The 15,713-nt window shown below is 42.1% G+C and carries 16 protein-coding genes and 2 pseudogenes; 7 read left to right on the top strand and 11 right to left on the bottom strand.

Annotated elements, in window-relative coordinates:
• Positions 1 to 118 precede the first annotated feature (118 nt).
• Positions 119 to 946, bottom strand: a complete 828-nt coding sequence (locus tag R7O13_RS03090) for an MBL fold metallo-hydrolase (RefSeq protein WP_225452537.1) — start codon at positions 944 to 946, stop codon at positions 119 to 121.
• A 266-nt stretch (positions 947 to 1,212) separates the two neighbouring features.
• Entirely contained in the window at positions 1,213 to 2,118 is a 906-nt protein-coding gene (locus tag R7O13_RS03085) for a LysR family transcriptional regulator (RefSeq protein WP_213898352.1), read from the bottom strand.
• Between the two features lie 93 nt (positions 2,119 to 2,211).
• Here R7O13_RS03085 and R7O13_RS03080 point away from each other — a divergent pair, with 93 nt between their 5' ends.
• From R7O13_RS03080 to R7O13_RS03070, 3 genes are all read left to right on the top strand, one after another.
• The gene (locus tag R7O13_RS03080) at positions 2,212 to 3,123 is read left to right on the top strand and encodes a DMT family transporter (protein ID WP_238844348.1); all 912 of its coding nucleotides are present in this window, start codon (positions 2,212 to 2,214) and stop codon (positions 3,121 to 3,123) included.
• A 195-nt stretch (positions 3,124 to 3,318) separates the two neighbouring features.
• Positions 3,319 to 3,780 (top strand): carboxymuconolactone decarboxylase family protein, encoded by a 462-nt coding sequence (locus R7O13_RS03075; RefSeq protein WP_042520770.1) that lies wholly within the window; start codon positions 3,319 to 3,321, stop codon positions 3,778 to 3,780.
• Positions 3,781 to 3,884: 104 nt separating this feature from the next.
• Entirely contained in the window at positions 3,885 to 4,625 is a 741-nt protein-coding gene (locus R7O13_RS03070; protein ID WP_170960428.1) for a helix-turn-helix domain-containing protein, read from the top strand.
• A 79-nt stretch (positions 4,626 to 4,704) separates the two neighbouring features.
• On the opposite strand, the gene R7O13_RS03065 is transcribed toward R7O13_RS03070, so the two are convergent.
• The 6 genes and pseudogenes from R7O13_RS03065 to R7O13_RS03040 form a co-directional block, all read right to left on the bottom strand.
• Positions 4,705 to 5,232 (bottom strand): YcxB family protein, encoded by a 528-nt coding sequence (locus R7O13_RS03065; protein WP_318302966.1) that lies wholly within the window; start codon positions 5,230 to 5,232, stop codon positions 4,705 to 4,707.
• Positions 5,233 to 5,455: 223 nt separating this feature from the next.
• A complete protein-coding gene (locus R7O13_RS03060; RefSeq protein WP_005376453.1) occupies positions 5,456 to 5,716 on the bottom strand; it encodes a DUF5062 family protein in 261 nt (86 codons plus the stop codon).
• Between the two features lie 82 nt (positions 5,717 to 5,798).
• A pseudogene (locus R7O13_RS03055) lies at positions 5,799 to 6,035 on the bottom strand (Low-specificity L-threonine aldolase); the annotation flags it as partial.
• Positions 6,036 to 6,075: 40 nt separating this feature from the next.
• On the bottom strand, positions 6,076 to 6,936 hold the full coding sequence (locus tag R7O13_RS03050) for an immunity 49 family protein (protein ID WP_318302965.1): 861 nt from the start codon (positions 6,934 to 6,936) through the stop codon (positions 6,076 to 6,078).
• A 283-nt stretch (positions 6,937 to 7,219) separates the two neighbouring features.
• Positions 7,220 to 7,327 (bottom strand): annotated as a pseudogene (locus R7O13_RS03045) (threonine aldolase); the annotation flags it as partial.
• A complete protein-coding gene (locus R7O13_RS03040) occupies positions 7,328 to 8,188 on the bottom strand; it encodes an immunity 49 family protein (RefSeq protein WP_054577849.1) in 861 nt (286 codons plus the stop codon).
• Between the two features lie 356 nt (positions 8,189 to 8,544).
• Here R7O13_RS03040 and R7O13_RS03035 point away from each other — a divergent pair, with 356 nt between their 5' ends.
• From R7O13_RS03035 to R7O13_RS03020, 4 genes are all read left to right on the top strand, one after another.
• Positions 8,545 to 9,159, top strand: coding sequence for a PolC-type DNA polymerase III (locus R7O13_RS03035; protein WP_171053569.1), 615 nt, complete (start codon positions 8,545 to 8,547; stop codon positions 9,157 to 9,159).
• A gap of 252 nt (positions 9,160 to 9,411) precedes the next feature.
• Complete coding sequence (locus R7O13_RS03030; protein WP_213866366.1) at positions 9,412 to 9,939, top strand: DUF6795 domain-containing protein; 528 nt, start codon at positions 9,412 to 9,414, stop codon at positions 9,937 to 9,939.
• 117 nt (positions 9,940 to 10,056) lie between these two features.
• Positions 10,057 to 11,817 (top strand): ABC transporter ATP-binding protein/permease, encoded by a 1,761-nt coding sequence (locus R7O13_RS03025; protein ID WP_172563780.1) that lies wholly within the window; start codon positions 10,057 to 10,059, stop codon positions 11,815 to 11,817.
• Between the two features lie 492 nt (positions 11,818 to 12,309).
• Positions 12,310 to 12,702 (top strand): hypothetical protein, encoded by a 393-nt coding sequence (locus R7O13_RS03020; RefSeq protein ID WP_005376463.1) that lies wholly within the window; start codon positions 12,310 to 12,312, stop codon positions 12,700 to 12,702.
• A 40-nt stretch (positions 12,703 to 12,742) separates the two neighbouring features.
• On the opposite strand, the gene R7O13_RS03015 is transcribed toward R7O13_RS03020, so the two are convergent.
• From R7O13_RS03015 to R7O13_RS03005, 3 genes are all read right to left on the bottom strand, one after another.
• Positions 12,743 to 13,747, bottom strand: a complete 1,005-nt coding sequence (locus R7O13_RS03015) for a metal-dependent hydrolase (protein ID WP_206969559.1) — start codon at positions 13,745 to 13,747, stop codon at positions 12,743 to 12,745.
• Between the two features lie 328 nt (positions 13,748 to 14,075).
• A complete protein-coding gene (locus tag R7O13_RS03010; protein ID WP_054577846.1) occupies positions 14,076 to 14,534 on the bottom strand; it encodes a hypothetical protein in 459 nt (152 codons plus the stop codon).
• A 93-nt stretch (positions 14,535 to 14,627) separates the two neighbouring features.
• On the bottom strand, positions 14,628 to 15,656 hold the full coding sequence (locus R7O13_RS03005; protein WP_017820977.1) for a phospholipase A: 1,029 nt from the start codon (positions 15,654 to 15,656) through the stop codon (positions 14,628 to 14,630).
• Positions 15,657 to 15,713: the final 57 nt, after the last annotated feature.

Genomic DNA, 15,713 nt, shown 5'->3' with positions numbered 1-15,713 from the left:
ACAAACAATACAGCTACCACAAGTGTCGAATCTTGATTGAGCAACTCATCAAAGCCTTAGTTATAACTCAAGAGCAAATCTCTAACCTAATAACGAAGGCTGCTCGTATACCACGGTATTATAGTTCTTCTAGTTTTCCCTTAGCTAAATCTTCTTGTTGCTTAAGGAACATGAAGAAGTTTGCCTCACTGATAAACGGGTTACCGCTTGTACCGAGCTTCTTCCTATTTTCAAAAAGGAAATTTTTATGTGGATGGTTCGAAAGGTTAACGTTCACAATAGGTGCCTGTAGTGAAATTTTTCGAATTTTCTCCATGCTAGTCAGGAACTGGCCAATAACTTCTGGATCATTGCTACTTACGCTATGCCCACCAACGATAAAAGCACGATATTGTTCGCCATTATCTTCAACAGTGAAGTCTAAGGAATAATCACCTTCCGTGTGGCCAGGTGTGAGATAGAACTTAAACTCATGTCCACCAATAGCCATAGAGCTATCGCTTTTTATCTCTATGTCTAAATTTGGAGGAAGGAACTTGTTCTCACCTTCGCTTTTGTTTGATTGCTGTATAGATAGTTCATGAGCGCTTTTGGTCATCACGACTTTGGAACCATACTTCTCTTGAAGTAACTGGGCGCCCCCAACGTGGTCAGAATGCCCATGAGTTACCAATATGTGCGTTATTGGCTTATCTTTTAGCCCTAGCTTCTCTAGGTTGATAGGTATCCACTCAGAGTAAGGGAAGTCAAGCGTATCAATGATAACGAGTCCGTCGTCTGTAGCAATGGCATATGATGAGACCCACTTGTCTCCTACATAATAGACATTATCAAACATCTGAAATGGTTCTACATAACCGTTCTTATCATTCATTGCTGGAACATATTGACTTAAGGAAGCAAAAGACGAAGCACTGAAAAGTAAACCTACAATAATTTTTTTCACGAAATCACACACAAATATATCCTTAATAATTTCTTATAGAACCTCGCGGATGAGAAAGCTCTAAACGATTTTCAGAGGCAAATACAACTGCAAATACTTTCTACTTAGCTTGAATTTTAGCTGACCGAATCACTTGTAAACTCGAATCCCATTAACTGCCTATGTATTCATGATTCTTTTAGAGGTTAAATAAATGAACTCAATTGAAGCAGAGTCATGAAGCTTCAATTGAGGTTACCGGCACAGCACAATGTGATAAACCTCTTTCAAGCAAACATTTGAATGCGATTTTTCCAATTTAAGACATGTTCAATAAATGCATCAACTCTTGCAGGCCTTTTATCGCGGTCTCGATACATAATGAATACTTCTTTACCCGAGCATTGCCATTCTGGCAACAAAGGCAGCAGGTTATGTTGATCATGATTTAGCTCATGAAAGTAATAGGTTGGAATCCACGCAATTCCTAAACCATGGATGACGGCGTCTCTAACTAGCAGTACATCATTTGAAGTGAATTGAAACTTTAGCGGATGATCAAATGTTTCATTGGTGATTTGATTAACTAATTTCCATTGGCAGTCGTTGTTTACCGTAATTAGGCGATGATGAACAAGTTGTTCTGGATGGGTAATCGGTTGGTGTTGTTCTAAATAGCTTCGTGATGCACAAAGCGCAAATGGAATCGACCATAATTTCTGAGCAATCCAGTCTTGTTCAATAAGATCACCAAGACGAAAACTAACATCGACACGGTTAGATACAAGATTGATTTTTTCATTCTGTACATCTAAATCGATACATATCTTCGGATGTTGCTCTGCAAATTCATAAACGCACCGCTTTAACCACATCTGTGTCATGTTAATTGGCGCTGATATTTTGATCGTTCCGCTTAAAGACTGACGCTCAGTCGCAATTCTCGATGTCACATTATTTAAGCTAAGAAGTAACGGCTCACAGAGTTGATAATATTTTTCGCCATCAATTGTTAACGCAAAGTGGTGTGCACTGCGGTTAAATAGTCTGCAATTTAAGTTTGTTTCCAGCCTTTTTAACTTCCGGCTTAGCGTGGCTAACGGGACATTAAGACGCTCAGATGCTTGTGTTAGGCTTTGATAGCGAGCAACAGAAACGAATAACAAAAGGTCATCCAAAGAGTGACGTTCCATATTTGGGATTAACCCTCTTAAATTTGGCTATTAAAAATCAAATATGAAATATATAGCATTATCGCGTCAAGTTAATTTTTATCAGGAAGATCTATGTCTAAGCATTTATCAATTTGGTGCGGTGTTGTTGTCGCTATCTTTTTTTGGTCTAGTAACTTTAACGTAATAAAGGCTATTAATAGCGATGTCTCTCCTTTGGATTCAGCGACGTTACGATTTTCCGTTGCAGCTTTAATACTCTTACTGATAAGAGGTACTAAACGCTCTCCATATGGAGCCAAACTCACACGAAAAAGTATTTTGTCGTTGTTTGTTATAGCAACCGTGGGTGTAACTATCCAAAACTTCTCTATTTTCTCTGCAATGAGATTTACTACCCCAGTTAACGCAGCGGTTGTTCAGGCAAACCTACCACTTGTCACTATCTTGTTGTCGGGCTTTATTCTCAAGACTTCCATTTCGGTTAAAACTATTTTAGGTGCACTAATCAGTTTTTGTGGCGTGGTAATCGTCATTACAGGGGGAAATATTCATTCTATTAGCAGCAATAGTAATATTGGTGATCTATACATGTTATTTGCTTTAATTAGTGGGTGTTTATACACAATTCTAGCGAAGCGTTTAACATCTCATATCCCAGTAACTCAGCAGTTACGTTGGGTGTTAAGTATTGGTGCCATTCAAATGGTCGCTATAGCGATGTACCACGGCGACTTTAGCCGTAGCTTAAATGCCATAACATTTAAAGACCTAGCATTAATAGCTTACATGAGCCTGTTTGGAACTTTGATTGCTTATTACTTTTGGATGAAAGGCGCTATCGTTCTTGGTCCAGATAAGATGTCTCCATTATTTAATATTATGCCGGTATTCACTCTACTGATTTCGTTCATTTCTGGTGAGCAGACTCAATGGGAAAATGTTTTAGGCGTCTTTATCGTTGCGGCTGGTGTGTATATAGGTAACTCAGCACCTTTTGCTCGTTTACGGAAGGTGGTGGAGTAAAAATAGACGCCAACCTTAAGTCCATTATTTAGAGCAATACTTTGTTAATTGGCATAAGTTTTCTTGGTTTCCAATAGGTACACTTTTCGCTTTCGTCGTTCACTCTTTTATCTAACTTTATTGAGTACATGTCGAAAATCTTCAATCTTTTGCTAAGAGCGTTTTTTACTATGTAAAAAACAGAGGAGAATGACCATGAAGAAACGACTCAACTATATTGAAGTAGCGCCAAAAGCAATAGAAATCCTATACGCTCAGGAGGCTTACTTCCATGAACAATTTAGCCAATCAGAAACCATGAACATGATCATATGGGAACTGGTTAAGTTACGCATATCGCAAATCAATCAATGTGCATTTTGTATCGACATGCATAGTAAAGATGCGCTTCAGTTAGGTGAAAAGCCGGAACGCATATGGGGGCTTAGTGCATGGAAAGATATGCCATTCTACAGCGATGCAGAACACGTTGCACTAGGCTGGGCTGAACTACTAACTGCTGGCCTACCAGTAGATGATGATACCTATCAGCTGACCTTGAATACCTTTGGAGAAGAAGCTATGGTCAACCTAACAATTGCGATCAACGCGATCAATAGTTGGAACCGAATAGTTAAGGCATTTAAGCCAAAGGTTGGAGTCTATAAACCTCGATAATTCTATTTGACGGTTCTTACTTTTAAGCCGCTGCTTATACCTCAACTTAATAGGATGAAAAGTACATGTGTATCACTTTCTCATTTAAGTTGAGGTTAAATAGGATGATTCATTTGAACTTAGAATTTGATATTTTAAAACCTCAAAAGGCTTTAGCTGGCTATGTTCAAGCCATTTGGTCAGCATCCGTCAAACCTGATACGACGCAAACCGTACGTAAACAATTACTCAGTGATGCTGGTACAGGTGTGGTATTCATTTTACAGAATGAAGTACAAATGGATGGTGAGTGGCAAACGCCAGGGGTTGTCCTACTGCCTATAAGCATTCTGGCACATCAGGTCTGCCTACCGCCAGGCGCGGTGATGACTGGCGTACGCTTTCATCCTGCTGTTGGTTATCAACTATTTGGTAAACGTCTAGAACAGCTATTGCGGATTCAAGACGACCACCCTTTGGCTTCTTCTGCGCTAGCAACATTTGAGTCTCTGCAAACAGCGCGTTCGCCATATGCAAGGATTTCTACGTTATATCGCTGGGTTCAAACACTGATTGAGGAATATGAACCGCAGTATGTCGGCCACATTATTGACCAACCTACAGGGACCATCAGTCAGCGCCAGAGAGAGCGCAATTTTCAGAAATGGTTGGGGATTACTCCTAAACATTACCAACGCATTAAACGAGTGAAGCACACTTTAGAGCAACTCCGAGCGCAACCCGATCTTACTTTATCGGAGTTGGCGCTGGAGCAAGGTTTTTCCGATCAAGCACACATGACTAGAGAGTGTAAGCAGATTGCGCGCATGACACCGAAGCAGTATGTCCGAAAGAGAAACCTCTAAACCTTATTAGCTTTCTACATCAAACCCCATTGATTCAGAATCGACCATATACTTGTTACAATGTTCGATCATATATCACCTACTTTTTCGATCGCTCATTCCAGCTTGATGTGAGTTGGTTAGCTCGCTTTTGATGCCGCTCTACCATAAACGCGATCACTTCTTCGTTTAAGCAAGATTTGCTGATGTATTGGCGTTGTTTACCAAGGTGAAGGATAAAGCCCAAATCAGTTTGTTCGAGTTGGTCGATTTCATTCCAAGCGAGGCTGCGGTCAACTTTACCGCTTTTGTAGCGCACGCCCTCTGCATTCACATCAAACACCACTTTACTGCCGCGGCTTGAGCTGATGGTTTGACGCCACAGCCACCAAGTTCTTTTGAAGTAAACGCTGGACGCTTCAATCACACTCAATACGATAAAGAACCAACCGACGTAACCGTTAGGTAGCAGTTCAAACTCCAATAAAACCACACCAAAAATTAGAAAGAGGATCCCTTTCAAATACGCTTGCGGGAACTTAACTGGCTGGCTAGTTTGATCATAACACTCAGAAAAAAATGGCTTGTCGAGTGTGTATTCTGTAGTGAATTCGAAATCTTTAGACATGTATGGTTACTTCAAGGCTTCTGTAAATGAGTATTCTTGGTTGCACTCTTGCAACGCGAGCATTGTAGCGCTTCTCTGGCTTTATCTTTAGCCCTTTTGATGCTGTTTTGTAAATCAATGATAACGAAACATTAGAAGGCCTCGGTGCACTTGCCAAGATCAGACAAGGCGAACCACCTGGCTCGCCTTGTGAATTAATGACCTATGTAACTTCTTGAGGTTTTTACTTTAGAGGGTCGTTGTCTGGCAACGCACTGTGTATCCATACTGCCAGTCGGTGTTTGATGCTTGCGCCATCTAGCTTGCTTTCCGGTAGTGGCGTGATCTGTTTGGCATCGACCAAGAATAGGTAAATCGCTTTTACTCTTAGAGGCTGTGGTGACTGAGGAAGGTCAAAACCTTGTAGCTTCGCCATCTTCCCACCAATCTCTAGTGCCTTCTTAACCAGTTTGTCTTCATTGTGAAGCTTGGAGCTTTTTGACATTGATAAATCCTCTTCTTCGCTTCAATTAAGAATACATGAAGTGTCACGTATGGCGTGTTAATAAGCTCGCATATTGATAAGTTTATGCCTTATCACCGAGTGACTGGTTGAAAAACGACCTTAATTCTTCGTCACCAAGGTTGAGCAGGTAGTCACCGACATACCATTCAACGATGGATTGATGTGGATGTGCCGTGACTTGCGGATTACCAAACCAAATGCCCTTCTCTGTAGCAAAAGTATGTTGGAGTTCTTTCAACTTTTCACAGCTGAAAGGTAGGATCAGGTACAACATGTTTGCTCGAGGTGCTGCCGAACGGCATTGCCGCAGACACTGCATAAGGTGTTCTATTAATGATTTATTTAGAACAAAGATCATGCTCACCGTAAACAAGCCATTTAGGTAAATATGCGGCTTCTGGAATCGTCCAGCCATACTTATCGTATGCTAATGCAGCAAGACCAGTCAGTTTCAGAGAAACATTTCCTTTTGGCGAATAGCGAACATCTTCATTCATGTAGAACTGGTAATGCGCCTCTAACGCATCTCTCAGTGCTTCTTGATAATGTGCCTCATCGCCATCGATAATGGCAACAAACACATTCACAAAAGGAATAAACAAAGAGTGTACATATGGCACTCTGGTTGATTCTAAATATTGTGGGGAGGATTTCTCCATCACCGTTTGCAATAACTCAGGTAACGCTGATGAATTGCTAAATACACCGTTAACGAACTCGACTAGAGCAACATTAAACGGCGTCTTTATAGACAATAATGACTCATCCATGATGGTCATCAGCTCTACGCCGCGCCAATCTCTCGCTGCCATCGCTAAGCAGATTTCATCCAGCCAAGCATCCATTGTTCCTCCTGCAATAGAACGGTTACCCACTTCCGAAAAGTGTCGGTGCCCAACGGAGAACTCAACAACTTGGTCTGAATGATTGGCCAGCAAGTACACGTTATTCAGTAACTCGAGCGCCCTTTTTATATAAGCTGGCGAGGCCTGATGTTGTCCGAATTCGGAAGCGGTGAAGAATGCCTCAAGCGAATCCCAAGCATCACCTTTCATTCTCTTGAGAGGGTGCTTATAAAAAGATTGATTTTCATCAAGCATTCTTTCCCAGAAGCTGTAAAAATTTTCATCTTCTTCACGAAAAATACGCAATTTTCTTTCTTCAGGTATCTCTAAATAATGATTCTTCATTGGTTCCATCGTTCCCTAGCCTCTCATTATAAGTTGTTCTAATTTTTTGCCGTGATGATATTCATCCTCAAAATCAAGCCGTGAATGATGCCGAAGTTGTTTTATGAAATCAATTTATAATCAGTATCTTATATCGAAAAGCAATACTTAATTGAAATGAATCGAAAAGCCGCCTGTGTCCAGTTAGTTGTTTTGTAACAAGGTTTCGGCATAAGGCTACGATGATTAACTGATGTAGCCGATCAGATCGTAACTTCCTGATTTAGTTCCATCGAATTACGCAACAAAGCCCAATGATCTTGTAGATTTGTTTTGTTCGCTCAAACAGAGCCCGCAGCTGAGCCAACCTTTCATCGAACGGCATTGCTTCAGACACTGCATAAGGTGTTCTATTAATGATTTATTTAGAACAAAGATCATGCTCACCGTAAACAAGCCATTTAGGTAAATATGCGGCTTCTGGAATCGTCCAGCCATACTTATCGTATGCTAATGCAGCAAGACCAGTCAGTTTCAGAGAAACATTTCCTTTTGGCGAATAGCGAACATCTTCATTTATGTAGAACTGGTAATGCGCCTCTAACGCATCCCTCAGTGCCTCTTGATAATGTGCCTCATCGCCATCGATAATGGCAACAAACACATTCACAAATGGAATAAACAAAGAGTGTACATATGGCACTCTGGTTGATTCTAAGTATTGCGGAGAAGATTTCTCCATCACCGTTTGCAATAACTCAGGTAATGCTGATGAATTGCTAAATACACCGTTAACAAACTCGACCAGCGCAACATCGAAAGGATCTTTTAAACGCACTAACGACTCATCCATGATGGTCATCAGCTCTACGCAGCGCCAATCTCTCGCGGCCATCGCTAAACAGATTTCATCCAACCAAGCATCCATCGTTCCCCCTGCAATAGAACGGTTACCTACTTCCGAAAAATGTCGGTGCCCAACGGAGAATTCAACAACTTGCTCTGAATGATTGGCCAGTAAGTACACGTTATTCAATAACTCAAGCGCTCTTTTTATATAAGCTGGCGAGGCCTGATGTTGTCCATATTTTGAAGCAGTAAAAAATGCCTGAAGCGAATCCCAAGCATCGCCTTTCATTCTTTTAAGAGGTTGCTTATAAAAAGATTGTTTTTCATCAAGCATTCTTTCCCAGAAGCTGTAGAAATCTTCATCTTCTTCACGAAAAATACGCAATTTTCTTTCTTCAGGTATCTCTAAATAATGATTCTTCATTGGTTCCATCGTTCCCTAGCCTCGCATTATAAGTTGTTCTAATTTTTTGCTGTGATGATATTCATCCTCAAAATCAAGCCGTGAATGATGCCGAAGTTGATTTATAAAATCAATTTATAATCAGTATGTTGTATCGAAAGTTAATGCTTAATTGAAATGAATCGAAAAGCCGAAAAACATTTGAAATATAAGGCTACCGCACAAGCCGCGATGGGTAAGCCAGAACGTACCTGTCCATAAACAGTGGACGACGAACACTGACTTTGTGGAGTAAAGATAGACAGATATTCACCATTGTGTTCGCCTTTCTTTTTCTGTCGCTTTCGATAATACTCTTGCGCAATATTACTCAGCTGGAAAATTTTATGCCTCAAGCAAACTCTGTGGTCGTACTCGACTTTGAAACCACAGGTCTCTCTCCTACTTTAGGTGATCGCGCAATAGAAATTGGTGCAGTAAAGTTAGTCAATGGCGAGGTTGTCGATAGTTTTCAGCAACTCATGAATCCCAGTTTCAGAGTGAGTTCTTTCATTGAGAACTACACCGGCATTACCAACAATATGTTGCGATCGGCACCAAGCTGCGAAGAGGTAATGGCGTCATTTAGTGAGTTCATTGCTGGCGAGAACCTTATCGCTCACAACGCGTCCTTCGATAAACGATTTTTAGATGCAGAGCTTGAACGAATCAATTGTGGTTATTCGGGTGAGTTTGCTTGCTCCTTACTGGTGGCAAGACGGCTCATTCAAGATGCCCCATCACATAAGCTAAGTGAACTTGTTCGCTATAAAAATATCGACAACGACGGCGTTTTCCACCGTGCACTAGCCGATGCGCAAATGACAGCCAAGCTTTGGCTCTTAATGGTCGAAGGGATAGAAAACTCAGGCGTCGAAAAACCAAGTTTTCAGTTGATGCAAACGGTCAGTAAAACAGCCAAAGGAAAAGTCGACCTGCTACTCGCCAAAAGCCGTGCGTAACACCCTCCGAACTAAAAGCTGATTCTAGTCTCTTCGACGTTTAAGTGATTTTCGATATACATGCGATATTGGCTATATCTGTCAATATCGCAGTGCTTCTTATTCAAAACAAAGATCGCCTGGGTCACTCTATCCTCCAAAACTTCTAAAAAAATCGTGAATTATGTCTCACCGATTTAGATACTCGCTATAGTCACTCGAGACAATACGCGACAATTCGAGGTGTATTCACTGACTACTGATTTGTAAGCGATGATCAACAATGTTTTTCTGTTCTTAGAACAGTTTGCAGCTTTACTCATACTCGTACTGATTTCTGTTTTTGCTGTTGGCTTTTTATTTTTTGGTAAGGAAGCTCAAGTGTTTACACCAAGCATAAAAGGACGTATTACGAAGAACGATACTCCCATAAAGAATGCAAATGTAGTACTTAACATTCGGTCAGCAAATAGTTCTTTCGAACGTAGCTTCACCACGAATACAAATGGGGAATTCAAGTTTGATCCTGTTTTCAGAAAAAGGAACAAAGTTCTAAGTATTTTCGATGGCCTATTTCAAACAATATGCAGTGTAGAAGTGACCACAACCGTTGCCAATCAAAAGGTTGTTATTTGGAAAGGAATTTTCAGGCATCATGTCATCGGTATGAAGGAAAGAGTAAATATGTCTAATTTAAACTGCGAAGCCACCACCCCCATCAGAAAGTTTGAATTTCAATCCCATGGGGATTCCGTAAGTAGTCAATGTGACTTAAGTGATTACTTAAAAGTAAACAGATAGAGTAATGTTTACTCTATCAAACTCCTCAACTTCCTGATCCGAAAGCGGTAGTTCGCTGGTCTCACCAACCAAACTGGCTTACTATGCCAGGTACCTAAAACGCTTTGTGAGTCACTCATGAGCAGAAAAAATAACAAAAATCTCAGCATTCTTCTTAAACTCAGCACCTTTATTGCACCTTATAAATGGCGGGTTGCGGCAGCCTTGGTTGCCCTTGTCGCGACAGCAAGTTTGACGTTATCCGTTGGCTATGGAGTGCGCATTCTTATCGACCAAGGCTTTGCTCAGCAATCATTGCAAGAGCTCACCAATGCGATTCAGTTTATTGTCGGTGTCACATTGTGTATTGCCATTGGGACTTTCTTTCGCTTTTACCTTGTCTCTGCCGTAGGTGAGCGCGTTAGTGCGGATATTCGCCTTGCGGTGTTTAATCATGTGATTACGCTGCATCCGAGCTATTTTGAGACTAACAGTAGTGGCGACATAATGTCGCGCCTGACTACCGATACCACATTGCTGCAAAGCATTATTGGTTCATCGTTCTCGATGGCGATGCGTAGCGCTTTGATGTGTTTTGGTGCCATCATTATGTTATTCGCTACCAACGTTAAGCTCACGCTGATTGTGCTTGCTTCTGTGCCTTTGGTTTTGGTGCCAATTTTGTTTTATGGACGACGCGTGCGTGCTCTCTCTCGCCAAAGTCAGGACTCAATGGCCGATGTCGGAAGCTACGCTGGAGAAGCGATAGAACATATTAAAACCGTGCAAAGTTTTAGCTCAGAGTCGCATGAACGAGCGGCTTTCGCTGTCGAGGTGGAAAAAGCTTATGAAGTAGGCAGACAGAGAGTAAAGCAGCGAGCGATCCTGATATCAGGCGTTATTGTGATTGTGTTCAGCGCGATTTCAGGCATGCTTTGGATAGGCGGCAGCGATGTGATTCACGGAAAAATGTCTGCGGGTGACCTAGCCGCATTTGTGTTTTATGCCATTATGGTTGCCTCATCGACTGCAACCATTTCCGAAGTCATGGGTGAATTGCAAAGAGCCGCAGGTGCTACCGAACGGCTGATTGAGATCCTTCAAGTAGCCAGTGATATTAAAGCGCCAAGCAACCATTTGCCTGTCCGTGCCGACATGCCTGCTGAGGTTAACTTTAATTCGGTGAGTTTCAACTACCCTTCTCGCCCAAATCAACCAGCTATCAAAGAGTTAAATCTAACTGCTGAACAAGGAAAAGTGTTGGCGTTGGTCGGCCCTTCTGGTGCCGGTAAAACAACACTATTCGAACTGCTGCAACGCTTTTATGATCCGCAAAAAGGGCAAGTGTTGTTTGGTGGTGAAGATATTCGACAGTTCGATCCAAACGAGCTTCGACGTCAAATGGCGCTCGTACCACAACAACCAGCGCTGTTTAGCCATGATGTTTTCCATAATATTCGCTACGGTAATCCTGAAGCGACGGATGAACAAGTTATCGAAGCCGCGAAAAAAGCCCATGCCCATGAGTTTATTGAGAAGCTTCCCGAAGGCTATCACAGCTTTTTAGGGGAGCGCGGCGTTAGGCTATCAGGCGGACAAAAGCAGCGCATTGCGATTGCTCGCGCGATTCTAAAAGATCCAAAAATCTTACTGCTAGACGAAGCTACCAGCGCCCTTGATAGTGAAAGTGAACATCACGTTCAGCAAGCACTTGAAGCTCTAATGAAAGGACGCACAACGCTGATTATTGCTCATCGTCTTTCGACTATCCAACATGCGGATAAAATTGCGGTGCTCGACAATGGCGAGTTAGTCGATGTTGGTAACCACCAATCATTAATGCAAAGCTGTGAGTTGTATCAGCGACTTGTGGCATTGCAATTTAAGCACTTGGAGTAACGCCTAGTTAAGCGTTCAAAAGTAAGCAAAGGCGGACCAAATAATTTAATAACAGGAGTTTAACGATGTTTTTGTGTCAGTCCAGCGAGCCTTGGCGAGACTAAGAATCTAGCTCTGAGTGGTTAATGAGATAATTTAGACCATGAAGAGCTAGGATAGAAGATCCCACATCATGTCCCATCGTCGCTGTACAAGGTGACGAAATACAAAAGATGCCACTCGCAGTTAAACGAGCGGCATTAAACCAAGCAGCTCGCCTTTTAACAAAGGAATTCCAGTAAGAATCCAGTAACCAGCGTATTCTCCCTTCAACTAGAAACACTCGTTCACAACTACCATATAAAACCCAATCAACTTCATTTGTAACAATTAAGGTTTCAAAAATAGGAAATCATTACTGAAAAAGTTTACCGCGTTTTGTGTTGCTATCTATGGTTACAATGTTTGAGACATCAATGCCTTCAAACCAAGCAACACAAAAGCGGCACCGATATGAACAGCGAAGCGAAACAACTATTTTCTTATCTATGTCAGCGATACGATGCGCTTTCTCAAGAGCTTGAGTCTCGCCCTTTTCCTGAATTTTCTGAGACTATTACTCATCCTCTTGGGCACTGTTTAGTCCGTTGCCCAGCAGGTAGCCAACGCTTTTCTATTGTAGCAGTCAACTTTGCACCCTCCGTTCGCGGGCAAGGCGTGCTTACTGCATTTATCGACTACATCAAAAGCAATCCTTACCACTACCAAGGTGTTGAGGTTGCAATCATTGAAAACAAGAACTTAGCTAAACGGCTTTTGTCTCTTGGCTGGAAGTACAAGTCCCTGTTTGGCAAGATTTTCTTCGCTAGCAAGCCAACCCTAGTAAAGGACTTTCAGTCTGCGTAATGGTTATTACGACACCGCATCGACATCCAAAGTAAAACCATCACTCAAAATCCGTAAGCATGTTGAAAAAAACTTGGCGATCTTCTGCAGTACTTCCTCGATGAGCAGTGTATTCAACGTGCGCGTCTGCGCTGGCTTTTGGGGATAGATTGATGCCCCATAACGCATTAATTTGGTTTGGTACGATGGAATAACGCATATCAACAATTCGCATTTCATTATTCGGATCCGTCGCTACAAAACCGTTTGAAAACCAACGGAAACGTTCGATGTCTCTTGCTTGTTGCGATTGCGGGTTTAGCCACGGAAATTGCTCTTTTATATTTAACTTTGGAGTTGATTCGCCAGGGTAAATTTTTATTGAACGCCCCACCCTTACGGCATCTACATAGTAGCTCTCTTCCGTTTCATAAATTAGTTTCCAAACCAAAAGATTGCTAAAGCTTGGTTTGGCTTTTAATTGTATAGCGTTGTGTTGTCGCTCTTTGACGATTTCCCAACCAGCTGCTTCTGCTCTATCTCGTTGGATCATTCCAAGGCTTAGGTAAGCCAGACACCATAAAAATGCAATGCGGGCATAGTTTGGGCTTCGCTTCAGTGCAGCAAACAAAAGCAATATTAAAATAGGGAGTGTGAACGCGGGGTCGATTACCGAAATAGTGTTCCAAGCATAACGCGTGTTGCTTATCGGCCATAGAAGCTGTGTTCCATAACTGGTGCATGCGTCTAACAACGCATGGGTACTATAACCAAGCGCGCAGTAAAACCAACTCTGCCGGAAGCTTAGTCCTCGCTTTTTTGCGAACAATGGATACAACACCAAAGCACAAATGAAACTACCAAACGGGATAAACAAGAGCGAGTGAGTAAATTGGCGATGGTATTCCAAATACAGCAAAGGATCAGTTGAAGAACGGATGAGCACATCTAAATCCGGAGCCATCCCAGAGACCACGCCCAACACGCCAACAACTGCAAGGTTTCGCTTGTTGCTCACGGCCAGTGGCAAAGCTGCACCCAATAAACCTTGCGTTAACGGATCCATCGTTCACTTCCTTTAGATAGATGAAGCTCAGCTGGAAAGCGTACACGCTCAATAGTCGGTTCCAATTTAAAAACCAGAAGGTTCTTCGACATAAATTATCCGCATTTAAGTGGAAAATAATACACGACTTAGTCATGCATTTGCTTGTTTAGCAACAAACACCTTGATTTAGTGTAAGAAGGAATCACGCCGTTCGCTAGTGAACGAACAAATCTGAGTCTAGGCTTGTTTGGTATTTCAAACCCGAAGGTTTATCTGACGCGAAAAAACAAGGCGAACCAAATGGCTCGCCTTGTTTCTAATTTACTGAACGATAAACGGCAGGTGTTTAGTCTTGAGGATTCTCTTTCGCGTTGATTTCAGCGTAAGTGTGTAGCAGCTCCGTCAATGTTTTTACCCACGCAAAAACATCCGAAGGTACATTTTCGATTAGTTTTTCCACTAGAGCACAGTGTGTTTCTAGCGTGATGGCCTCTTCCAAACGGAATGAGATCGCGTAGAAATGCCAAAGCACCAATCGCGTCATTCGCTCGCTATTTTGCTTTGCGTTGTCTGAGTCATCAAACGCTTGTTGAATTTCACTCAGTGCGATTGCTGTCATGCGTAGCATTGCATCAAGACGTGCAGACAACATGCGGTCTTCACTATCCACTTCTTCTTGATCAAAAGTGAACAGCTCATTCATCACGTCTTCTGGCACCATTTTACTGATCATACGAGCACTAAACTCTTCCAGCTCATGGCGAGGCATAGTTACAAGACAATCGAAGGTGTAATCACGAAGCATAAAATCACTCTAGGTTAGAAATCAATTTCAGCCTCGCATTCTAAATATTGAAATTTCAATTGCCAGTGTTAATTTCTATCCATCTACGAAAAACTACAAAACACCGTTAATTGCAATACCAACACCAATCCGCTGCTGATTATGATCATAGTCGATCAAGCTCTTACCATAACCCGCTGAGTATTGTGCGTACCCCTGAACTTTGCCCCAAATCGGAAATGACACACCCAGTTCTGCAAAACCCTTATGTGTTTGAAAGTTCTGGCGACCTAAAAAGGTAAACTCGTAACCATTCCACTTGTAAGCACTCGATAGCTCAAAGTGTCCCATATAGTCTTCGATATCCGGGTTATCATCACCTTTGGGATCATTAGGCGATGTCTTTTCATCTTCAGGTATACGCCACCAAGGCTGGATAGAAACCGCAAAATTGTCTTTTGCAAAGGTTAAGTTGGCATAGACACGGTTCCAACTGCGCGATAGCTCCTGTCTCTGACCGTTAGACTCATGTTCAATACCAAAACCTAACCAAGTCGAACCATCAAGTGGTTTCCAGTCTGTTGGGGTGTAGTAAAAAAGCTCTGGACGATAATTGGTTTCACGGAATGGACGAGATGCTGCCCCCGTGTATACCTGCCAAAATGATTTAAGAGTCATTCCAAAAAACAGACCATCGCCATCAAACAACAAGTCATCATAGTTCATTGGTACTTTAAAACTGATTTGGAACTCCGCCTCTTCCTTACGCAGTTCATCGCCGTATTTGGTGTCGGCATACGCGCGTTTATTTACACGATCACTGTATGTAAACGGAAGAATATAGTTAACGCGATGCGCGACTAGGCTAAACGGTTCGAACGCGTTTTCTCGTTCTGATTCCAAACGCTTGTCGACCAAACTTTCCTGAAGTTCTTCAGGCTCTTCAATTTCTGGATCTGCGGGCACTGTGCTGGTTACTGTGTCAAGCTCACACTGCGCGCGAATGCTCTTTATGGTTTCTTCACCTTTGCTTTGCTTTATTTTGTCTAGCAAACATAAATCATAAGCACTGGCTGTTTCTCCCATCGCAACTGGCGCTGCCAATAAACTCAGTATTGATATCCCTGCCACTTTTGAAGCCATCTGAAACCCTTAATATTCTTTATGTCAAACCAGATAATTTTCGTTTTTCTTGGTAAA

This window comes from Vibrio sp. Y176, from assembly GCF_033438945.1.
Note: the sequence above shows the minus strand (reverse complement) of the source record. Positions and strands in the feature narration are given on the sequence as shown.